Consider the following 20,841-nt stretch of genomic DNA (forward strand, 5'->3'; position numbering starts at 1 on the left):
GCTCCAGGTGTCTGGAGGTTCACGATGGGTTCCCTGAGAGTCACTGTCTGTTCGGTCGCGCTGGCCGCAGCCGCAGGGGTGGCGGTCACACTCGCCCCGGCGGCGTACGCGGGGGACACGGGAGGCGTCTCGGTGTTCCCGGTGGCCCCCGCACCCGGCAGTGACGTCACGCTCCGCGTGACCGGCTGTGCGGAGAGAACCGCCGTCGCAGCCTCGGCGGCGTTCGTCACGGACGCGCGGCTGACCGTCACCGGCCGGGGACTCGCCGGCGACAGCCGCGTACGCTCCACGCTCGAGCCGGGGACGTACACGGTGACGGTCACCTGCGGGGCCACCGAACGGACGGGCACGTTCACCGTCCGGCCAGCTGACGGGCAGTCGCCCCCGGCCAGGGCCGTCTCCGGGACCCCGGGACAGCCGCCCGCGCCCGGGTCGGCCGGTCGGTCGTCCCCCGCGCCCGGGACAGCGGGGCAGCAGCCGGCACCCGCGCCCGGGGCGGGCGGACAGTCACCTGGGCCCGAGGACGACCCGCGGTCGCAGGCGCCTTTCGGCGGGGAAGAACAGGACGGGCGGTCGTCCGCTGCCAGGCGGCCGGGCGCGCCCGCATCTCCCGTCGCCCCGGTCGAGGCCGGCGGCGGTGGCGCGGCGGACCTCGTCACGGCAGCGGACCGCGGGGCCGGCCCTGGCACGGCCCAGGAGGTGACCGGCCTGCTGCTCGCGGGGGTCGCCGTCGTGGCCGTCGCGCTGGGCGGTGCCCGCCGGAGCCGTGGAACGGACTGACCATGCCTCACCAGGATCAGATCACGGGACGTTCCCCGGGCACCGGCCGCCTGCTGGCCGGCGTGGTCTGGGTGGTACTGCTGCTCGGACTGTGGCTCTGGGGCCGCGAGGTGACCGACGTACGGCACGGCATCTCCGCGCCCACCACCGGCGACATGGCCGCGGCCGGACGGCCCCCGGACGTGAAACTGCCGCCCGCGTACCGACCGCTCGGCGACGCGCTTCCGCAGCGCGTCGACATCCCCGGCCTGGGCGTCCAGGCACCCGTCGTGGCGCGCGGCCTGGACGAACGCGGGGCGCTCGACCCGCCGCCGTACGACCAGCCGGGCGTGGTCGGCTGGTACGCGGACGGGGTGGCGCCCGGCGCGCCGGGGACCGCGCTGATGGTCGGTCACGTCGACACCCGGTCCCGGCCCGCCGTCTTCTTCAAGGTCAGTGCCATGCGGCCCGGCCAGACGATTCGGGTGGTCCGGGCCGACGCCAGGATCGCCGAGTTCACCGTCGAGTCCGTCCAGATCCTCACCCGCGACCGCTTCGACGCCCACCAGGCCTACGGCCCCCGCGAGCCGGGCCGGGCCGAGCTGCGCCTGGTCACCTGCGGCGGAAGCTACGACCGTACGACCCGCAGCTACACGGCGAACGTGGTGGTGTCGGCGTATCTGACGGGTTGTGGATCCGGCTGCCGTGCTTGACGTTTGACCGAGACGAGCGGCTGCCGGCCCGGGCGGCGCGGCCCTGAGTGGCCCGAGGAGCGAACGGCGGAGCGGAGCACGCCCCAGGTGCAGGCCCTGAGAGACCGGGGAGGCGGCCGACGGGGCACCGGATCAGTCGAAGATGTGCGCCGGCCGAACAATCCGGGACGCCTCCGGGCCCCGGATGGCCGGCGGCCTCGTGGGCGGCGCCACCTATGTCAGGATTGAGACTTGGAACGGTGCACCCAAGGGGGAGTTGGATGTACGGCAGCAGGGGGGTCGGGGCGTCCGCCGCGAGGCGGGTGTCCACGGTGGTGCTGGGGGCGGCACTGCTGGTCTCGGGGTGTTCGTCCGGCGGAGGGGGCGGATCGGACGAGGGCGGAGAGGCGGGCCCCGGGATCACGCAGCGGCCCAAGAACACCGCTCCGTTCTGGGTCAACCCCGAAGGCACCGCGGCCCAGCAGCTAGCGAACCTGGAGAAGTCCGGCAAGGAGCAGGACGCCGAGCAGATCCGCAAGATAGCCGAGCAGCCGGTCGCCGAGTGGATCGGCCCGGACAATCCGCAGGAGCAGACCCGGGGCCTCACCGAAGCCGCCGGCAAGGCCGGCCGTACGGCACTGCTCGTCCTGTACAACATCCCGCATCGGGACTGCGGCCAGTACTCGCAGGGCGGCGCCGCCGACGGCAACGCCTACCGCGAGTGGCTCGACGGCGTGGCGGCGGGCATCGGCGACCGTTCGGCCACGGTCATCCTGGAACCGGACGCGCTGCTCCACCTCGTCGACGGCTGCACTCCGCAGCAGTTCCACGAGGAGCGCTACCACCTCCTCAAGGGCGCCGTCACCAAGCTGAAGTCCCTGAAGAACACCAAGGTCTACCTCGACGCGGGCAACGCCGGCTGGCAGGACCCGGATCAGATCTTCGAGCCCCTGAAGCGCGCGGGCATCGCCCGGGCCGACGGCTTCTCCGTCAACGTCTCCAACTTCTACTCCACCGAGGACTCCATCGCCTACGGCAAGCAGCTCTCCGCCAAGGTCGGCGGCAAGCACTTCGTCGTCGACACCAGCCGCAACGGCAAGGGCCCCTACACCGGCGGCAACCCCGACGAGCGCTGGTGCAACCCGCCCGGCCGCGCGCTGGGCGAGACGCCGACGACGAAGACCGCGGACCCGCTGGTCGACGCCTACCTGTGGGTCAAGCGGCCGGGCGAGTCGGACGGCGAGTGCAAGGGCGGGCCCAAGGCGGGGCAGTGGTGGGCCGAATACGCGCTGAAGCTGGCGAAGGCGAGCTCCTAGACACCCCGGGAAGCGCCGGGGGCTCCAGGGAGCCCCGACATGCGGAAGGGGCGCCCTCCCTGCCGGAGAGCGCCCCGACCAGCCGGTCGAGCAGCCGGTGTCTACGGCACCTTGACCCACTGCGCCTTGCTCGGCGTGCCGTTGGCGTCCGTCACGAACAGCATGTACCAGCCGGCCTGGACCAGGTTGCGGTTCTCCGGCACGGTCACGGTCAGCTTGTCGCCGTCCGCCTTGAAGTCCAGCGCGATGGAGCGCTGGTCGACGTCCGTGACATGGGTGGCGGCGCTCGGCCGGATCAGCCGGACCTTCTTTATCCGGTTCGCGTCGGACGAGGTGAACGTGCCCTGCTCGCCCCGCTCGATGGTCTGCGGCCCGCCCGACAGCGAGGGCTGGTCCCCGTCGCCGTAGAGGTACGGCGGCGTGTAGATCTCGATGCGCTGCTCGAACTCGCCCGGCTTGGTGTTGGCCGCGTCGCCGTAGAGCGAGTCGGAGCCGAAGAACATCACCCGGCCGTCGGGCAGCAGGATCGACCCGGAGTGGTAGTTGCGTCCCACCAGCGGGTCGGCGACCCGGCGGAGCCGGTTCTTCTCCGTGTCGTACAGCCGCGCCTCGAGGATGTTGGAGTCGCCGCGGCCGCGGTAGTCCTGCGAACCGCCGGATATCAGCACGCTGTCGTCGGGCAGGATCGAGGCGTTCGGGTAGCGCGTGCCCTTGTCCAGTGACGGGCCGTCCACGAAGCGCGGATCGTCGTCCGACAGGTCGACGAGCCGGGTCTTCTCGCTGGACCGCTTGGACTCGCCGACGCCACCGCCGCCGATCACCATGTACTTCTCGTCCTGCGCGGGCGGCAGCAGCACCGTGCCGGACGTCTCCATCAGCTTCGGGTCGCTGAGTCCGGGGATCTTCGTGAACTTGTTGGTGTCCACGTCCCACACGCCCGGGTCACGGCCCACGTCGTCCGGCCCGTAGCCCGCGTTGGAACCCGAGTAGAAGACCTTCCCGTTCTGCATGAGGAACAGCGCCGGGTAGGTCGGGAACTGCCGGACCTCGTCGGTGTAGGTCCACTTCCTGGTCTTCGGATCGAAGATCTCGTTCTTGCCCGGGACCAGCTGGCCGATGTCGTCGAGGCCGGAGACGCTGAGGATCCTCCCGTCGCTCAGGGTGGTGAGCGTCGGGTACCAGCGAGCCTCCTTCATCGGGTCGACCTTGATGTACTTCTCGGCCACGGGATCGAACTCGAAGGCGTCCCGGATGCCCTGGAAGTCCTTCTTGTCGAGGGCGAGTTTCTGCGCGATGCCGTAGGTGTTCTTGGCGTCGGCGCCCTTCAGGCCGTGCACGCGGTAGTTGTCCTGCGTACCCGTCTCGTACTTCGCCCCGCGCTTCTGCGCCTCGACGTAGATCCGGCCGAGGCCGGGGTCGTTGCGCAGGAACCTGCCCGTGGCCTTGTCGAAGACCTTCTTCGCGCGCGGCACCAGCACCGGGTCCTTCGAGACGAAGGTCTTGCCGTTCTCCTTGCCCGTGAACCTGGTGCCCGCGGGCAGGGTGATCGGCTTGTCCGGATTCTCGTTGTGGACGATCATCAGGCCGCCGGCCTTGGTGACGTCACCCTTGAGCTTCTCGTACCGCTTGGTGCCGCCCGCGATCAGCAGGTTGCCGTTGGCGAGCTGGGTGTGGCCGGTGCAGAACAGGTCCTTCGGCGTGGGGACCTTCTTGATGGTGCCCTTGACCGGGTCCCAGACCCGGGTGTCGAACCTCTTCGCGTCGAAGTTGTCCTGGTTGTTGCCCGAGCCCGCGACGAGCAGCACCTTGCCGGTGCGCAGCAGCGCCGCGTGGATCGTGTTCTGCCGGTACTCCTCGGGAAACTCGATGATCTCCCACTTGCCGTTCGCGGCCTTGTACTCGGGCTTGTTGATTGTGTACTGGTGGTATTTCTCGGTCCCGAAGCGGTAGAGCCACGGCCCGTTCATCCCGGCCAGCGCGAGTACCACCGCCGTGCCGATCGCGAGTCGACGGGCCCGGCGGCGGCCTGCACGGTCGTTCATTCCTTACGTCCCCCAAGTCCACCAAGGGCGATGTGCATGGTCTGGTCGGATCCCCCGACCTCCCCGTAGCCGCCAGGGGTGGCGGCCCAACCGGGCTTGTGCTGCGGGGCGTGCGGCGCCTGCTGCTGCGGGATCTGCGGCGGCTGCGCCGAGTGCGGGCCCGCGGAGTCCTGTGGCTCGCCTCCGCCCGGGGCGGCGGGCTTCTTCTTCGCGTCCTGCCTCATCTGCCAGCGCCACGCGAAGATCGGCGTGGCCGTGACCAGCATGGCGAACGTCGCCCAGATGATCATCGCGGGGTGGGAGTGGCCGTAGACGAGACCGGCCGCGATCGACCCGCCGAAGATCAGGATGAAGTACCAGTGGTAGCGGAACGTCCCGAACCAGCGGTCGGGGCTCGCCGAGTCGCCCTTGGGCGTGACCACGAACTTGCTCTTGCGCCGCAGCACGGAGTCGATCAGCGCCTTGGCGTACAGCGGCGCCGACAGCGCGGACATCACCATGCCGGCCACACCGCCGGAGCCCTCCGGCTCGTGCGGCGAGACGTTGTGCCGGCGGTTCCAGACGTACAGGCCGATCTGCAGGGCGGAGGCGTTGCCGTAGAGCATCAGCCACACGGCCGGGTCGATGTTCACACCCGAGGCGCCCAGGCCCAGGAACAGCGCACAGCTGAGCGCCGCCAGGATCCAGTTCAGGGCCGACATCGGGTAGAAGATGATCATCATCGTGTAGTTGAAGAGCTTGCTCGGCGGCAGCGAGTACCAGCCCTTCCAGTACTGCTTGAGGATCGTCTCGTACGTGCCCCGCGACCAGCGCATCTGCTGGGTGAAGAAGTCCGTCCAGGCGCTGGGGCCCTCTCCGACCGCGAGCACGTCCGGGGTGTAGACCGAGCGCCACTTGTTGCCCGTCGCCGGGTTCTTGTGGCGGTGCATCTCGAAGCCGGTCGCCATGTCCTCGGTGATCGAGTCGTACAGACCGCCGATCTGCTTGAGCGCCTTGATGCGCACCGCGTTGGAGGTGCCGACGAACATGGGGGAGCCGTAGCGGTTGCCCGCGCGCTGGATCAGCGCGTGGAAGAGGAACTGCTGCGACTCGGCGGCCTTGGTGACGAACGAGTCGTAGTTGCCGTAGACCTGCGGGCCGATGACGAAGCCGACGTCCGGGTCGCGGAAGAAGCCGAGCATCCGCTCCAGGTAGTTGGGCAGCGGCACGTGGTCGGTGTCGACCGAGGCGAAGAAGTCGTACTCGTCGCCGTGCGCCTCCAGCCAGGCGTTGTAGTTGCCGTGCTTGGTCTTGGCGCGGTGCGGGCCCTTGTCCTGGTTCCACTTCGCGACGCCCTTGCGGGAGAAGTGGTGCACGCCGAGGCGCTCGCAGACCGCCTTCACCTCGGGGTCGTCGCCCTCGTCGAGCAGCCAGACGTGCATCAGGCCCCGGTGGCGGATCTTCACGGCCGCCTCCAGGGTCTTCGTCACCATCTCCAGCGGCTCCTTGCCGGGCACGAAGGAGGTGAGGAAGGCGACTCTGGTGCCGGTCTCGGGCACCACCGGAACCGGGTCGCGGGCGACCAGCGTGGCGTGTGCGTTGGACAGCACGTTCATGCAGCGGAAGAACTCGATCAGGCCGATCGAGACGAGCATGACCATGTCGAGCGCGGGCAGCCAGTCGAAGGCCGGGTAGTCGCGCTCGGTCCAGTGCTCGGGCTGGAGCAGCCAGAACAGCAGGACCAGCGACAGCACCGGCGCCGCGGCCAGCATCAGGGCGACCCTGATCCGGTGCGGCTCCTGCGAGATCAGCGACCGGTACTGCACTCTGTACGGCTTGTTCGGATCGGGCTGGGTGAGGGGACCCGCGAGCCGGCTGTAGTGCTCGTAGTCGTATCTCGGCAGCGTCTTCTTGATCCGCCGGAAGGTCCCCGTGGTGCTCATCCGGTGCTCCGGCACCCTGAGCTGCGTGGTCTGGGACGGGTCGTGGTTTTGCCGGGCACCCGTCGGCCTCGACGTCATGTTCATCCCCCCACACGCGGACAGCCGCGTGTTTCGTATCGCTTGCTTCCGCCTGCCGCCGGTCCCCCTCGACCTGCGCAGACGTATCAGTGGTGGGTCGCGGTCACCACGTCTTCCACACCTTATAGACATGGCAGCGCGACGTTCCGGTTGCATGATGCCCCCCTCGGCATCGCCTCATGAGCGGGGCCCCTCTCCCCGCCCCGCCGGCAACCGGTTTCTGTTGCCCCCCAAGTGCCGCGCATCCGCGGCAACTTGAAAAACGAGAAAGCCAGGGTTCTATGGCGTCCATCATGATCGCAAGGTGCGAAACGCGGTGTTTACCGGTCATACGCGTTCATTGTGACGGTGTGGGGGACCTGTGGAGCCGGTATGGACAGGCGGGCACGGATGTTCCCCAAGTGCTCCCTTATGGCCTCCTCCGTCCGCGTCGAGTCGCCGGACCGGACCGAGTCGAGGATCTCCCGGTGCTGCCGGCAGGCCTGCTCTTCCATACGGTCGACCGGCGCGTCCAGTTCAACGAGGTCGGCTCGGGCTCGGTCGCAGCGGGGACCCGGAGGCCGGCCGGCGGTCGGCGGTGAGCTTCCTGATCCGTTCCTGGAGGTCTCGTGCTGCCATGGCGAGAGGGTATCCGGCCATTCGTGCCGTGCATCGGGTTCCGGACAGGAAGGGGGAGGCCCGGAGGGGGGAAGAGGTGAGGGGCAGGGGAACGCGAGAAGGCCCCCGCTTCCGCGAGGGCCTTTCCCTGTCTGTGCGCCGCCAGGGACTCGAACCCCGGACCCGCTGATTAAGAGTCAGCTGCTCTAACCAACTGAGCTAGCGGCGCCTGCTGACGTCGTAACTCTACAGGACGCCCGGGGGTGCTCCTGACCACCGGCCCGGCCCGGAGCGGCCCGGCACCGGGGTGCGCCGTTACATCATTCGGACCGTCAGCATGCGCGTCCGGAAGTCAGTTGAGAAACTTACGGCGTCCCGCCCGGACGTTCATTGACGCTGCCATTTTCCACCGTAAGTGTGAGGGGAATCGCATGGAGTCTCCGGTATTCGAGCAATTCGACCCCGGGAGCGACTGTGACTGCCCCGGCTGCGTCCACTGGCGCCGCGTTCTGCCGCATTCCCCGGCCGGCCGCACCACCGCCCACCCGGCCGCCCGGCCACAGGCTTCCGGTCCTGCCCGGGCGGCGGGGACCCCCATGGTCCTGGCCCTGGCCGCGGTGGCGTCCGCCGCACTCGGCGCGAGCCACACCGCACCGGCCGCGGCCGCCCCCCACCCGTCCCACCGGGTCGGCGTTCCCGCACGTGACGAGCCCGACACCCCCCAGGGGGACACGGCCCCGCTGCATGGCCCCGACGGCCCCGAGGCTGGGTCCTCCGCCGCTCCCAAGCTCCCCGCGATCACCCGCTCGGAGATCATCAAGCGGGCCAGGACCTGGGTCTCCGCCAAGGTGCCCTACAGCATGAACGCCTACTGGTCCGACGGATACCGGCAGGACTGTTCGGGTTATGTCTCGATGGCCTGGAAGCTGCCCGGAAACGAATGGACGGGCAGTCTCGCCCGTTACGGTGAGCGGATTTCCAAGGATGAGCTCCAGCCGGGCGACATTCTGCTGTTCCACAATCCGGCCGCACCCACCAGCGGCTCGCACGTCGTCATTTTCGGCGGCTGGAAGAATTCCGCGCGCACCTCCTACACCGCCTACGAGCAGATCCACCCGCACACGCGCCGGCGGTCCATGCGGTACCCCTACAAGAGCGACGCCCGCCGGTATGTCCCCTACCGCTACAAGGGCGTCACCGCCCCTGAGCCGAACCCGGGCCCTGAGCCGATTGCGGGCGTGGAGCCGAATCCGGGCGCGGAGCGGGAGACGCCGGGCACCGCCACATCCACGCCGTACCCGGGAGCGGCGTATTTCGGCCCCGGCGCGGACAACGAGTACGTCGAGCTGCTCGGCCGCATGCTGGTGGCTCGCGGCGCCGGCGCCGTCTTCGCCTCGGACCCGGGACCGCGCTGGACGGATGCCACCCGGGAGGCGACCCGGGCCTTCCAGCTGGCCCAGGGCTGGGAGGGTGCCGAGGCGGACGGGCTGCCCGGCCCGCGCACCTGGGAGCTGCTGGTCACCGGGAAGGGCGAGGACGTCCGGCCCGGGGCGGCCGGTTCCGTGCCCTCCTCCCATGGAGTTCCCGGCTACCCGGGGCGGGCGTGGTTCCGGCCCGGTGCGGTCAACGAGTACATCAGTCAGCTGGGCACGGAGCTGGTGCGCAGGGGGTTCGGCCGGTTCTACCCGGCCGGGCCGGGGCCGCAGTGGGGTGAGGGGGACCGGCGTGCCGTCGAGGCCTTCCAGCGCAGCCAGGGCTGGCGGGGCGGCGCGGCGAACGGCTACCCCGGGCCGGAGACCTGGCGGCGGCTCTTCTCGTAGGCGCCTGGCGGCCCGTTCCGCGGGGGCCCCGGACCCCGGTACCGGGGTGCACCGTTGTGACGCATCTGGCGCGGAGGCTGGAGGCACGGCATGAGTACGACCACTTCCCACACGTCCGAACCCGACGGACCGGCCGAGGGGCCGGCCAGGTCCGCTCGGCTCATTCAGAACGAGTCCACCACCGAGATCCCCGTCCACCTGCTGTTCCGCGACGATTCCAGCCCTGCGCCGGTACCGCTGAAGCACGCGGTCGTGAGCCGCGGACGGGGTACGGGGGAGCAGCCGCGCCTCGGGCACCCGGCGGCCGTGACGCCGCGCCCGGTGCCGCGGGTCGACCCCGGCCTGGTGGAGCGCCCCGCCCGGGTCCTGCCCGGCGTGGTGGGTGTGCTGGCCGGGGCGTGCGGGGCGGCCGGCTGCGCGGCCACCTCGTGGTGGGCCGGGGTCCTGCCGCCGCTGGTGCCGGCGGTGCTGCGGCTGCCCGAGCACGCCGGGGCCGGGCTCGGGCCCGCGCAGTGGGCGGCCTACGCGGGAGCCGGGGCGCTCGGTCTCTTCGGGTTCGGCGGGCTGGCCCGGGGCCGGACGGGACGGGCCTGGGTGCTCGGCCTGTTCGGTCGCTACCGGGGGACCGTCCGGCGCTCCGGCCTGCTGTGGGTCAACCCGCTGTGGCTGCGCCGCCGGGTGGACGTACGGCTGCGGCACTGGCGCAGCGAGCCCATGCCGGCCGTCGACGCGGGCGGGGTCGCGCTGCGGGTGGTCGTGCTGGTGGTGTGGCGGGTGCGGGACACCGCGCGGGCCACGCTGGGCGTCGAGGACCACGAGAGGTATCTGCGTGAGTGCGTCGAGGCGGCGCTCGCCCGGGTGCCGGTGGAGATGCCCGGCGGGACGAAGGGCGCCACGGACGCGACGGCCGAGGCGCTGACCCGGCTGGTGGCGTCGGACGCGGCCCCGGTCGGACTGGAGGTGTTCTCGGTGCAGCCGCTGAGGGCGGAGTACGCCCCCGAGGTCGCCGCCGTGATGCACCGGCGCCGGATCGCCGCGCTGGACGCCCAGCACCGGGCGAGCGTGCTCACCTCGGTCGTCGACTCGGTGGAGGACACGGTGACCCGGCTGACCACCCGGGGACTGGTCGAACTCGACGACTACGAGCGGAAGGTGCTGGTGAAGGACCTGACGGTGGCGTTCTGCGCGGGGCGGGGAGAAACGGGCCCATGATTGGTATGGACATGTTCAACCAACGCCCATAATCTCAGACTTGGTCTAGACCTACCTGCACGGCTCACTGAACCTCCCCACGTTCTCCAGGAGCGGCAGCATGCGTACAAGGACCAAGTTGTCCGCAGTCGCGGTGGGACTGGCCACGACCGGAGCCCTCGTCCTCTCCTCCGGCGGCGCCAGCGGCCACGGCTACACCGACCTCCCCATCAGCCGGCAGAAGCTCTGCCAGAACGGCACCGTGACCAACTGCGGCCCCATCCAGTGGGAGCCGCAGAGCGTCGAGGGGCCGAAGGGCTTCCCGGCCTCCGGCCCGGCCGACGGGCAGATTTGCAACGCGGGCCTCGGCCAGTTCAGCCAGCTCAGCGCCCCGCGGACGCCGTCCGGCGGAGCCTGGCCCACCACCAGGGTGACGGGCGGCCAGAACTACACGTTCCGCTGGCAGTTCACCGCCATGCACGCCACCACCGACTTCAAGTACTACGTCACCAAACCGGGCTGGAACCAGAACCACAACCTGTCCCGGTCCGACCTCAACCTCACACCGTTCCTCACGGTGCCGTACAACGGCCAGCGACCGCCCTCCACGCTCTCCCACAGCGGCAGGCTGCCGACCGGGCTCAGCGGCCGTCACGTCATCCTCGGGGTGTGGACCATCGCCGACACGGGCAACGCGTTCTACGCGTGCTCGGACGTCACGTTCTGAACCTCTGAGGTTCCCTTGAGTCACCGGTGCGGCCGGCGTGGGTAGGTTCCCTTCCACGCCGGCCGGCCGAAGGCCGCGCCGGGTCCTCGGGGGAGCTCATGGAAGTCCTGTTCTACATCGTGCCCACGCTCGTGATCGCGGTCGTCTCCTTCGCCGGTGTCGCGGTGATCCGCCGATCGGTGCGGGTCAGCCGCGCCTGGAACAGCGGCCTGACCGCCGAGGCGCGCTGTCTGCGGACCTACACCACGACGAGCGGAGGCGGCGGCGACAGCTCGGTGAGCACGACGCTGCACCACGTCTACGAGTTCACCACGCGCGACGGCCGCGGTGTCCGGTTCGAGGAGCGGGGCGGCCCGGGGACGACCCTCGAGGGCGACATCGTCACCGTGCACTACCCGGCGGACCGCCCGGAGCACGCCACGGCCAGACCCCCGGCGCGCGGGAGGCTCCTGGCGGGCACGGGATGTCTGCTCGCCTTCCTCGGCACGTTCGTCCTCTTCGCCCTCGGCTTCATGGCGGTGGCGTACGCGATGTTCTCCACCGCGGGCGAATTCCTGCGGCCGTAGCAGCCCGGCCCCCGAACACGCCGAAGGGCCTCCCGCTCCCACGAGAGGCCCTTCACCGGTGCGCCGCCAGGGACTCGAACCCCGGACCCGCTGATTAAGAGTCAGCTGCTCTAACCAACTGAGCTAGCGGCGCATGACTCCCGCCGACCTGCGAAAACGTGTTCCGCGGTGGGCGACGGGAAAATACTACCCGGTCCCGAGGGGTGCTTCTGACCACCCGGTGGCAGCAGGTCCGGACGCCTAGATCGCCATGGACAGCAGGACCGGTGCCGCGTTGCGGTTGAGGGCTTCCGCGGCCTGGCGCAGCCGGTGGGCGTGCTCGACCGGGAGGGACAGGGCGAGGCAGCCGACGGAGGAGCCGGCCGTGATGGGGACGGCCGCGCAGACCGTGCCGACCGCGTACTCCTGGAGGTCCAGGACGGGCACGGTGGGCGGCTGGGCCTCCAGCCGGGACAGCAGCAGCCGGTCGCTGGTGATCGTGCGCGAGGTGAGGCGGGCCATCTTGTGCCGGGCCAGGTGGTCGCGGCGGCCGGCGTGGTCGAGCTGGGTGAGAAGGCTCTTGCCGATCGCGGTGGCGTGGGCCGAGGAGCGGAAGTCGACCCACTCGTTGACCTTGGGCATGGCCGGGCTGTCGGCGTACTGGGTGACGCTGATCTCGCCGTCGACGTACCGGCTCATGTAGACGGCGGCGCCGACCGAGTCGCGCAGCCGGTCGAGTGTGCGCTGGAGCTTGTCCCGCAGGGCCTGCTCGCGGTGGTGGGCGGAACCGAGGCGGGCCAGTGTCTCGCCCGCGACGTACGCGCCGTCGGATATCTGCTCGACGTACCCCTCGCGGCGCAGCATCCGCAGGAGCGTGGTCAGCCGCTCCGGTCCGATGCCGGTGTGCCGCGCGAGTTCGGTGTCGGTGGTGCCGGAACTGTTGCGCGCCACCGTCTCCAGGACGCGCAGAGCTTCCTGGGTCGAGTGGTACGGGGTGGTCGGCTCGTGCGTCAGCGCCACGGTGGTCTCCCCCTGCGCTTGCTGTTAGGGCCGTGATCCTGGCAGCGAATCCCCTCCACGATAGCGGGCAACGGGACGATGCAGAGCGGGGGTTGACAAGATTCACGGGGCTCCGGACTGGGGTATTGGCCCTCCGGCATATGCCAGGAGCATGCCCCAGTCCGCGAACCCCGCGTTGTGCCTGTTCACGGGCGGTAGTCAGAGCACTGCGCTGAGAAACTCCCGCGTCCGGTCCTTCTCCGGCTCGCTGAAGATCTTCTCCGGCGGGCCCGCCTCGATGATCCGGCCGGAGTCGAACATCAGTACCTGGTCGGAGATGTCCCGGGCGAAGTTCATCTCGTGGGTCACGCAGAGCATCGTGATGTCGGTGGAGCGGGCGATGTCCCGCAGCACGTCCAGCACGCCCGCGACCAGCTCCGGGTCGAGCGCGGAGGTCACCTCGTCCAGCAGCAGCACCTGCGGCCGCATCGCCAGCGCCCGGGCGATCGCCACCCGCTGCTGCTGACCGCCGGAGAGCTGCGCCGGATGGGCGTCGGCTTTCTCGGCCAGGCCCACCATGTCCAGCAGGCCCTTGGCCCGCTCCACCGCCTCGTCCTTCGGCATGCCGAGGACGGTGACCGGCGCCTCGGTGATGTTCCGCAGCACCGTCATGTTCGGGAACAGGTTGAACTGCTGGAACACCATCCCGATCTTCTTGCGGACCTCGCGGACCTCCTTGTCGGAGGCCGGGAACAGCATCTGCCCGTCGACCGTGATCGTGCCCTCGTCGGGCTTGAGCAGGGTCATCAGCAGCCGCAGGATCGTGGTCTTGCCGGAGCCGGACGGCCCGATCAGGGTGACGTGCTTGCCGGCGTCGACGGAGAAGTCCAGGTGGTCCAGGACGGTGTTGGCGCCGAACCGCTTGGTGACCTGCTCCAGCCGGATCAGCTCGCCGCCGCTCCTGGCCGGGTTCTTCTCGGGGTCGGGGAGAGTGTCAGTGGACAAGGCGTCGCTCCAGAACTCGCAGGGCAAGGGAGGCAAGGTAGGAAATGACGATGAAGGCCACTCCGATCACCGTGAGCGGCTCGGTGAACTGGAAGTGCTCCTGCGAGAACAGGCGCGCGTGGCCGAGCATCTCCAGGACGGTGATCGCCATCAGCATCGGCGTGTCCTTGAGCATCGCGATGACGTAGTTGCCGAGCGCGGGCACCACCCGGCGCACCGCCTGCGGCAGGATCACCGCGGTCCACGTCCGGCGCAGCGGCAGGTTCAGTGCCGTCGCCGCCTCCCACTGGCCGACCGGCACGGCCTCGATACCGGCGCGGTAGACCTGCATGGTGTAGGTCGAGTAGTGCAGCCCGATCGCGAAGACACCGGTGGTCAGCGCCGAGAAGGTCAGGCCCCATTCGGGCAGCACGTAGAACAGGAAGAACAGCTGCACCAGCAGCGGGGTGTTGCGGACGAACTCCGTGACCGCCCCGACGGGCCAGGTCACCCACCGCGAGGGCACCCGCATCAGCAGCGCCCACACCAGGCCCAGCACGAAGGAGATCAGCGAGCCGAGCACCAGGATCTGCAGGGTGACCAGCAGGCCTTCCCAGAAGTCCGGCATGAAGTCGGAGACCGCGCTCCAGTCCCAGTTCACGAGGCGGCACCTCCGACACCAGTGGTCTGTGGACGGCTCAGCTCCTGGTCGGGCGTACGCCCGACCGGCTTTCCGGCCCCGGTCTTGAGCTTCTTCTCCAGCCCGCGCATCACCCGGGTGAGGAGGAAGGCGATCAGGAAGTAGATCAGCAGGATGTACGTGTAGATCTCCGCGCTCTCCTGGAGCGCGAGGCGGACCAGATTGCCGCTGAACGCCAGGTCGCCCATGCCCATGATCGACACCAGGGCGGTGCCCTTGAGCAGTTCGACGAGCAGGTTGGAGAACGGCGGGATCATCTCCGGCACCGCCTGCGGCAGCAGGATCAGCCGCATCCGCTGCCAGGGCGTGAAGCTGAGCGCGATCCCGCCCTCCTTCTGCGCCGGGTCGACCGCGTTCAGCGCGCCGCGCACGATCTCCGAGCCGTACGCCCCGTAGGTCAGGCCGAGCGCGAGCGTGCCCGCCCACAGCGGCACCAGCTGCCAGCCGAAGGCCGGGGGCAGCACGAAGAACACCCAGAAGATCATCACCAGGGCCGAGGTCCCGCGGAACACCTCGGTGTAGAAGCCCGCCAGGAAGCGGACGATCCACAGCCGGTGGGTGCGCGCGACGCCGGCCACGAAGGACACCGCGGCCGCCAGCAGCGCGCTGCAGACGAGCAGCTGGATCGTGACCCAGACGCCCTTGAGTACGAGTTCCCAGAGTCCCGAGGTCATCCGCCGCAGAGCTCCTTCGCGGTCAGATCCGTCATCTCGGCCTCCGTGAAACCGAAGGGCTTGAGGATGCGGAACAGCTCGCCGCTCTTCTTGAGCCTGCGCAGCTCCTCGTTGAAGGCGTCGCGCAGGTTGGCCTCGGTCGGCCGGAACGCGAAGGCGCCTCCGTCGACGTGCGGCTTGCCGCCCACGATCGGCTTGAACGGCTCGGTGGCCTCCGCCTTGGCGGACTTCTTCACCACCTCGCGCACGGTGAGCGCCGTGCCGGCGAACACGTCCACGCGTCCCGCCTCGACCGCGTTCAGCCCCGCCACCTGGTCCGGGACGATGAGGATGTCGCTCTCCTCGTAGCCCGCCTCGACGGCGTACTGGATCTCGGCGTAGCCGGTCCCGGTGGCGAACTTCGCCTTCTTCGCCACGACGTCCTTGTAACTGCGCAACCCTTTCGGGTTCCCCTTGCGCACGATGAACGCATCGAGCATCTGGTAGTCGGGGTCGGAGAAGATGACCTGTTCGCAGCGCTCCGGGTTGACGTACATGCCGGCGGCGACGACGTCGAACTGCTGGGAGTTCAGGCCCGGGATGAGCGAGCCGAACTCGGTCGGCACGGGCTGGACCCGGTCGACGCCGAGGCGCTTGAAGATCACCTTGGCCAGTTCCGGTGCCTCACCGGTGAGCTCGCCGTTCTTGTCGATGAAGCCGAACGGGATCTCGCCGGCGATACCGAGGCGGACGACTCCCGCGGCCCGGAGCCGGTCGAGCAGATCGCCGCCCTCCGTCCTCGACGCGGTGGCCACCCGGCTGCATCCGGTGGCGCCCAGCGCGCCGAGCGCCGCGACCCCCGCGAGCAGCGACCGGCGTGTGGGAGCGGATGCGCCCGGGGCCATGACCTGGGGCGTAGGGTCCGGATTTCTCCGCGGGCTTCTGAGTACGCTTTGCAATGGGCTTCTCTGTGGTGGAGCCATGGGCGCGCGGCTACCCGACGCCCTGGGAGTTATGCCGACCTTTTCAAGCCCCCCACGTATCCCGTGCGCTCTTGACCTCGGGGGCGGCGGGCACTCCCATGGAGGGATGGCCGATCGCTACATCGAAGTCTCGCTGGTCAAGCGCGACGTGACCTGCACGGCAAGGCTGCTCGACGACCGTGCTCCGATCACCTGCGCGACCGTCTGGGACGCCCTCCCGCTGTCCGGTGACGTCTACCATGCGAAGTACGCACGCAACGAGATCTACGCCCTTTTCCCGCCGTTCGCCGAAACCGAGCCACCCCTGGAGAATCCGACGGTCACCCCCATCCCGGGTGATCTGTGCTATTTCGCCTTCGCGGGGACGGAGTTGGGGACCAAGTCCTACGGCTACGACCGCGAGGTCCGCGCCGGGACCACGCTCGTCGACCTGGCCCTGTTCTACGAGCGCAACAACCTGCTGCTGAACGGCGACGTGGGCTGGATCCCCGGCATCGTCTGGGGCCAGGTCGTCGACGGCCTGGACGCCATGGCCGAAGCGTGCAACGACCTGTGGCGGTCGGGAGCGGCGGGGGAGACGCTCAGCTTCAGGCGGGCCTAGCCCGGCCGCCGGACGTCACCCCGGCCTCGTACAGCGCGTGCGCCGCCCGCAGCACCAGATCGTCCCGGTGCCGGGCGGCCACCAGCTGCAGCCCGATCGGCAGGCCGTTCCCGTCGGCGCCGACCGGCACGCTCGCCGCGGGCTGCTGCGTCATGTTGAACGGATAGGTGAACGGCGTCCAGCCCGTCCAGCGCCGGTGGCCGGATCCTTTCGGTACCTCGACGCCCGCCTCGAACGCCGTGATCGGCATGGTCGGCGTGACGAGCAGGTCGTACGCGTCGTGGAAGCGGCCCATCCGGCGGCCCAGGTCCATCCGCACGTCCACCGCGGCCAGGTAGTCCAGCGCCGAGTAGCGGGCGCCCTGCGCGCAGATCTCCCGCAGCCCCGGGTCCAGCAGCTCCCGCTGGTGCGGCCCCAGGTGCTGGGTCACCCGGGCCGCCCCGCTGAACCACAGGGTGTGGAAGGCCTCCACGGGGTCGGTCAGGTCCGGGTCGGCCTCCGTGACGTACGCGCCGAGCTCCGCCAGCCGCTCCACCGCCCGCCGCACCGCCCTCGCGACCTCCGGCCGCACCGCCACCTGCCCGCCCAGCGACGGCGAGTAGGCCACCCGCAGCCCGCGCACCCCGCCCGCCAGACCGTCCGTGTACGTGCCGGGCGGCGGGGCGAGCGCCGACCAGTCGCGCGAGTCCGGGTGGCCGATCACGTCCATCAGCAGCGCGGCGTCCGCCGCGTCCCGGGTCATCGGCCCCACGTGCGCCAGCGTGCCGAACGCGCTCGCCGGGTACAGAGGCACCCGGCCGTACGTCGGTTTCAGCGCGAAGATCCCGCAGAACGACGCCGGGATCCGGACACTGCCGCCGCCGTCCGTGCCCAGTGACAGCGGACCCGCGCCGAGCGCCACGGCCGCCGCGCTGCCGCCGCTGGACCCGCCCGCGGTGCGCGCGGTGTCCCAGGGGTTGCGGGTCACGCCGCTGAGCGGCGAGTCCGTCACCCCCTTCCAGCCGTACTCGGGGGTGGTCGTCTTGCCGATGAAGACCGCCCCGTGCTCCCGCAGCCGGGCCACGGACGGCGCGTCCTCGTCCCAGCGCCCCGCCGGGTTGACGGCCTTCGAGCCGCGCAGGGTCGGCGCCCCGCGCAGCAGCAGGATGTCCTTGACGGTGACCGGCACCCCGTCCAGCAGCCCCCGCGGCTCACCGCGCCGCCATCGCTCCTCCGACTCCCCGGCCCGGGCCAGCGCGTCCTCGGCCGTCAGCCGCACGAAGGCGTTCACCTCCGGCTGGATCGCCTCGGCCCGCCGCAGCGCCGCCCGGGTCGCCTCCACGGGACTCCACTCGCCCTTGCGGTAGCCGTCGAGGAGCCGTACGGCGGTCAGGTCGGTGAGCTCGGACATCCAGCCTCCAAGGAACGTCAGTGTCCGGGTACATACCCACGCTGTTTGTCGACCACGTTCGCCAGCGGCTCGCCGGCCTCCCACCGGTCGTACAGCTCCACGAACTGCGCCCCGAGTTCGTCGCGCCAGCCGACGATGTCGCCGCTCATGTGCGGGGACACGATCAGGCCCGGCACCTGCCACAACGGGCTGTCCGGGGTCAGGGGCTCGGTTTCGAAGACGTCCAGCGCGGCACCGGCGATCCCGTGCCGGGCCAGGGCCTCGGCGAGGGCGTCCTCCACGACCAGCTGGCCGCGCCCGATGTTGACGAACCGGGCGGACGGTTGCATCAGGCCGAAGCGGCGGGCGTCGAACATGCCGTGCGTCTGCTCGGTGAGCGGTGCCGCCGCGACCACCCAGTCCGCGCGCGCCAGCAGCCGGTCGAGGTCCTCCGGGCCGTGCACGCCGGCGCGCGGGGTACGGCCCACCAGCGCGGTCGTGATGTCGAGCGCCTCCAGCATCCGGGCGATCGCCCGGCCGATCGGCCCGGAGCCCACCACGACGGCCCGGCCCCCGGCGACCTTCTGCGACTCGCGGTGCCGCCAGGTCCGCTCCCGCTGCAGCTCCAGCGTCCGCGGCAGATCCTTGGCCATGGCCAGCACCAGCGCGGCGACGTACTCGGCGATCGGCTGGTCGAAGATGCCGCGCGCGTTGGTCACGACCGTGTCGGAAGCAGCCAGTTCAGGACACATCAGATGATCCACACCGGCGCTCGCCGTGTGCACCCAGCGTGGCCGCGGCCCCTCGCCCGGCCAGGCGTCGCGCACGGCGCGCGAGGTGAAGTCCCACACCAGCAGTACATCCGCACGCGGGAGGCGCTCGGCGAGGCCCGCCGCGTCGGTGTGCTCGACGCGGGCGCGGCCGGTGAGCCGGCCGAGGCGGGGCAGCGGTTCGGCGTCCAGGACGAGGAGGGTGGGAGTGGGCATGAGCAGCCGTTTCTCCAGCCGTACGGCGGGGCGGCCGGGCTCGAGGGTCCGTGGGAAGGCCCTGGAGGGCGCCGGCCCGGGGACGACGAGTTAACCAGGTGTTGACCTATGAGTGATCCGGGTGGATTGACCACGCTCGCACCCGAACCTACCGTCGTCAACACGGGCGTTTCCACGATCCGTTGCACCCCAGTTGCCCAGCGTGAGGCCGGTGCCCCTGCATGGACGTCTCTTTTCTCGGCGGGCCGAGCCCGCAGCGCGGCGTCGGCGTCGTCGCGCCCTTCGACTTCGCACTCGACCGAGAGCTGTGGCGCTGGGTGCCGGACGAGGTCTCCCTGCACATCACACGAACACCCTTCGTGCCGGTCGAGGTCAGTCTCGACCTGGCACGGCTGGTCAGCGAGCACGAGACGCTGGGCGAGGCGGTCCGCACGCTGAACGCGATCGCACCCGAGATCGTGGCCTACGCCTGTACGTCGGGCAGCTTCGTCGGTGGCGTCATGGGCGAGCGCGCGATGTGCGAGGCGATGAGCAGGGCCGGGGCGATACCGGCGATCACCACCTCGGGCGCGCTGCTGGAAGCCCTGGTCGAGCTGGACGTCCGCCGCGTGGCGCTGGTGACGCCGTACACGGTCTCGGTCACGCGGTCGCTTCAGGCGTACGTCGCCCAGGCCGGCGTCACGATCTCCGGGTGCGCCTTCATGGGCCTGACGCGGCACATCTGGAAGGTCCCCTACCGGGACGTGGTGGACATGGCGCGGCAGGCCGTGCGCGGTGACGCCGACGCGCTGTTCATCAGCTGCACCAATCTGCCCACCTACGACGTCATACCGCAGCTGGAGGCCGAGCTGCGGATACCGGTGATCTCGGCCAACCAAGTGACGATGTGGGCGGCGCTGCGCCGACTGGGTACCCGTGCGGTGGGACCGTACCAAGCGCTGATCAACCCGGACGCGAGGGCCGGTCTCGTACCGCCGGGGGCGGACCCCGGTCCCGTCGTGCCCGAAGAAGAGCAGCAGCAGGAAGGCTGGACATGACAGCACTGGGATTTCTCTACCCGGGCCACTCGGCCGAGGACGACTATCCGCGCATCGAGCAGTTGCTCGGCAGCGACATCCGGGTGGACCTGGTGCACACCGACATCGGTGAGGACGCGCACCGGGTGGACGCGCTGCTCGAGATGGGCTCCGCCGGCCGGCTGGCGGCGGGCGTCCAGGAACTGCGGCACGCCGGCGCGGACGCCGTGGTGTGGGCCTGCACCAGCGGCAGCTTCGTCTACGGCCGGGACGGCGCGCAGGAGCAGGTCCGCGCCCTGGCGCAGACGGCCGGCATGCCCGCCTCCTCGACATCCTTCGCGTTCCTCCACGCGGTACGGGAGGTGGAGGCGCGACGGGTCGCGATCGGCGCGACCTACCCGGAGGACGTGGCGCGGCTCTTCGCGGAGTTCCTGCGCTCGGACGGCATCGAGGTCGTCTCCGTCAACAGCTCCGGCATCATCACGGCCGCGGAGGTCGGCACCTGGGGCGAGGCGGAACTCCTGGCCCTGGCCCAGAACTCCGACCACCCCGACGCCGACGCCCTGCTCCTCCCCGACACCGCCCTGCACACGGCGGCCCACATCCCGGCCCTGGAGAAGCAACTCGGCAAGCCGGTCCTCACCGCCAACCAGGTCACGGTCTGGGAGGCCCTCCGGCTGGCGGACCGGCGGGTGAACGCGCCGGAGCTGGGTGCCCTGTTCACGAGGGAGCCGATCGTCCAGGTCTGAGGCCCAGGGCCCGGTACGCGCCGTCCCCCGCGGCTGCGGCGGGCGACGTGGCCGGGCCTTGCCCGGGAATAAGCGGAGACAGTCCCCTGTTGAGGCCCGGACGACAGCACAC

Annotated in this window: 19 protein-coding genes, 2 tRNA genes and 1 pseudogene; 10 read left to right on the forward strand and 12 right to left on the reverse strand. The window is 70.5% G+C overall.

Annotated elements, in window-relative coordinates; genetic code table 11:
• Window positions 1-24 precede the first annotated feature (24 nt).
• From IE212_RS11970 to IE212_RS11980, 3 genes are all read left to right on the forward strand, one after another.
• Window positions 25-780, forward strand: coding sequence for a hypothetical protein (locus tag IE212_RS11970; RefSeq protein ID WP_190197766.1), 756 nt, complete (start codon window positions 25-27; stop codon window positions 778-780).
• Window positions 781-782: 2 nt separating this feature from the next.
• A complete protein-coding gene (locus tag IE212_RS11975) occupies window positions 783-1,472 on the forward strand; it encodes a class F sortase (protein ID WP_190197767.1) in 690 nt (229 codons plus the stop codon).
• Window positions 1,473-1,732: 260 nt separating this feature from the next.
• Window positions 1,733-2,767 (forward strand): glycoside hydrolase family 6 protein, encoded by a 1,035-nt coding sequence (locus IE212_RS11980; protein ID WP_190197768.1) that lies wholly within the window; start codon window positions 1,733-1,735, stop codon window positions 2,765-2,767.
• A gap of 101 nt (window positions 2,768-2,868) precedes the next feature.
• On the opposite strand, the gene glxA is transcribed toward IE212_RS11980, so the two are convergent.
• The 4 genes and pseudogenes from glxA to IE212_RS11995 all read right to left on the reverse strand — a co-directional run bounded on the left by glxA (window position 2,869) and on the right by IE212_RS11995 (window position 7,635).
• Entirely contained in the window at window positions 2,869-4,809 is a 1,941-nt protein-coding gene (gene glxA / locus IE212_RS11985; RefSeq protein ID WP_190197769.1) for a radical copper oxidase GlxA, read from the reverse strand.
• Window positions 4,806-6,809 carry a glycosyltransferase family 2 protein gene (locus IE212_RS11990; protein ID WP_190197770.1) on the reverse strand — a complete coding sequence of 668 codons (2,004 nt, stop codon included), beginning with the start codon at window positions 6,807-6,809 and terminating at the stop codon, window positions 4,806-4,808. Before IE212_RS11990 ends, glxA begins: the two co-directional genes overlap by 4 nt.
• A gap of 327 nt (window positions 6,810-7,136) precedes the next feature.
• Window positions 7,137-7,288, reverse strand: a pseudogene (locus IE212_RS34890) (GntR family transcriptional regulator); the annotation flags it as partial.
• 273 nt (window positions 7,289-7,561) lie between these two features.
• Window positions 7,562-7,635, reverse strand: a tRNA-Lys gene (locus IE212_RS11995).
• 202 nt (window positions 7,636-7,837) lie between these two features.
• Between IE212_RS11995 and IE212_RS12000 the strand changes: the two genes are divergently transcribed.
• From IE212_RS12000 to IE212_RS12015, 4 genes are all read left to right on the forward strand, one after another.
• Window positions 7,838-9,226, forward strand: a complete 1,389-nt coding sequence (locus IE212_RS12000) for a peptidoglycan-binding protein (protein WP_190197771.1) — start codon at window positions 7,838-7,840, stop codon at window positions 9,224-9,226.
• Between the two features lie 90 nt (window positions 9,227-9,316).
• Window positions 9,317-10,438 carry an SPFH domain-containing protein gene (locus IE212_RS12005; protein ID WP_190197772.1) on the forward strand — a complete coding sequence of 374 codons (1,122 nt, stop codon included), beginning with the start codon at window positions 9,317-9,319 and terminating at the stop codon, window positions 10,436-10,438.
• 100 nt (window positions 10,439-10,538) lie between these two features.
• On the forward strand, window positions 10,539-11,144 hold the full coding sequence (locus tag IE212_RS12010) for a lytic polysaccharide monooxygenase auxiliary activity family 9 protein (protein WP_190197773.1): 606 nt from the start codon (window positions 10,539-10,541) through the stop codon (window positions 11,142-11,144).
• Window positions 11,145-11,242: 98 nt separating this feature from the next.
• Complete coding sequence (locus tag IE212_RS12015) at window positions 11,243-11,710, forward strand: DUF3592 domain-containing protein (protein WP_190197774.1); 468 nt, start codon at window positions 11,243-11,245, stop codon at window positions 11,708-11,710.
• Window positions 11,711-11,769: 59 nt separating this feature from the next.
• Here the strand turns inward: IE212_RS12015 and IE212_RS12020 are convergent.
• The 6 genes from IE212_RS12020 to ehuB form a co-directional block, all read right to left on the reverse strand.
• Window positions 11,770-11,843, reverse strand: a tRNA-Lys gene (locus IE212_RS12020).
• A gap of 107 nt (window positions 11,844-11,950) precedes the next feature.
• Complete coding sequence (locus tag IE212_RS12025; protein ID WP_190197775.1) at window positions 11,951-12,709, reverse strand: IclR family transcriptional regulator; 759 nt, start codon at window positions 12,707-12,709, stop codon at window positions 11,951-11,953.
• Window positions 12,710-12,907: 198 nt separating this feature from the next.
• On the reverse strand, window positions 12,908-13,693 hold the full coding sequence (gene ehuA, locus IE212_RS12030) for an ectoine/hydroxyectoine ABC transporter ATP-binding protein EhuA (RefSeq protein ID WP_190197776.1): 786 nt from the start codon (window positions 13,691-13,693) through the stop codon (window positions 12,908-12,910).
• Window positions 13,683-14,333, reverse strand: coding sequence for an ectoine/hydroxyectoine ABC transporter permease subunit EhuD (gene ehuD / locus IE212_RS12035; RefSeq protein WP_030241432.1), 651 nt, complete (start codon window positions 14,331-14,333; stop codon window positions 13,683-13,685). Before ehuD ends, ehuA begins: the two co-directional genes overlap by 11 nt.
• Window positions 14,330-15,046 carry an ectoine/hydroxyectoine ABC transporter permease subunit EhuC gene (ehuC, locus tag IE212_RS12040; RefSeq protein ID WP_190197777.1) on the reverse strand — a complete coding sequence of 239 codons (717 nt, stop codon included), beginning with the start codon at window positions 15,044-15,046 and terminating at the stop codon, window positions 14,330-14,332. The genes ehuD and ehuC overlap by 4 nt, the downstream gene beginning before the upstream one ends.
• Window positions 15,043-15,930: an ectoine/hydroxyectoine ABC transporter substrate-binding protein EhuB gene (gene ehuB, locus IE212_RS12045; protein ID WP_190197778.1), complete on the reverse strand. Its 888-nt coding sequence runs from the start codon at window positions 15,928-15,930 to the stop codon at window positions 15,043-15,045. Before ehuB ends, ehuC begins: the two co-directional genes overlap by 4 nt.
• 184 nt (window positions 15,931-16,114) lie before the next feature.
• Here ehuB and IE212_RS12050 point away from each other — a divergent pair, with 184 nt between their 5' ends.
• Entirely contained in the window at window positions 16,115-16,609 is a 495-nt protein-coding gene (locus IE212_RS12050; RefSeq protein ID WP_190197779.1) for a DUF3830 family protein, read from the forward strand.
• Here IE212_RS12050 and IE212_RS12055 read toward each other — a convergent pair.
• Entirely contained in the window at window positions 16,596-17,999 is a 1,404-nt protein-coding gene (locus tag IE212_RS12055) for an amidase (protein WP_190197780.1), read from the reverse strand. The genes IE212_RS12050 and IE212_RS12055 overlap by 14 nt on opposite strands.
• Window positions 18,000-18,016: 17 nt before the next feature.
• Entirely contained in the window at window positions 18,017-18,964 is a 948-nt protein-coding gene (locus IE212_RS12060; protein ID WP_190197781.1) for a D-2-hydroxyacid dehydrogenase, read from the reverse strand.
• Window positions 18,965-19,185: 221 nt separating this feature from the next.
• Here IE212_RS12060 and IE212_RS12065 point away from each other — a divergent pair, with 221 nt between their 5' ends.
• Both IE212_RS12065 and IE212_RS12070 read left to right on the forward strand, forming a co-directional pair.
• Complete coding sequence (locus IE212_RS12065) at window positions 19,186-20,001, forward strand: maleate cis-trans isomerase family protein (protein WP_190197782.1); 816 nt, start codon at window positions 19,186-19,188, stop codon at window positions 19,999-20,001.
• Window positions 19,998-20,729 (forward strand): maleate cis-trans isomerase family protein, encoded by a 732-nt coding sequence (locus IE212_RS12070; RefSeq protein WP_190197783.1) that lies wholly within the window; start codon window positions 19,998-20,000, stop codon window positions 20,727-20,729. The genes IE212_RS12065 and IE212_RS12070 overlap by 4 nt, the downstream gene beginning before the upstream one ends.
• Window positions 20,730-20,841 lie beyond the last annotated feature (112 nt).

It is taken from the genome of Streptomyces djakartensis, assembly GCF_014651075.1.
Lineage (GTDB): Bacteria > Actinomycetota > Actinomycetes > Streptomycetales > Streptomycetaceae > Streptomyces > Streptomyces djakartensis.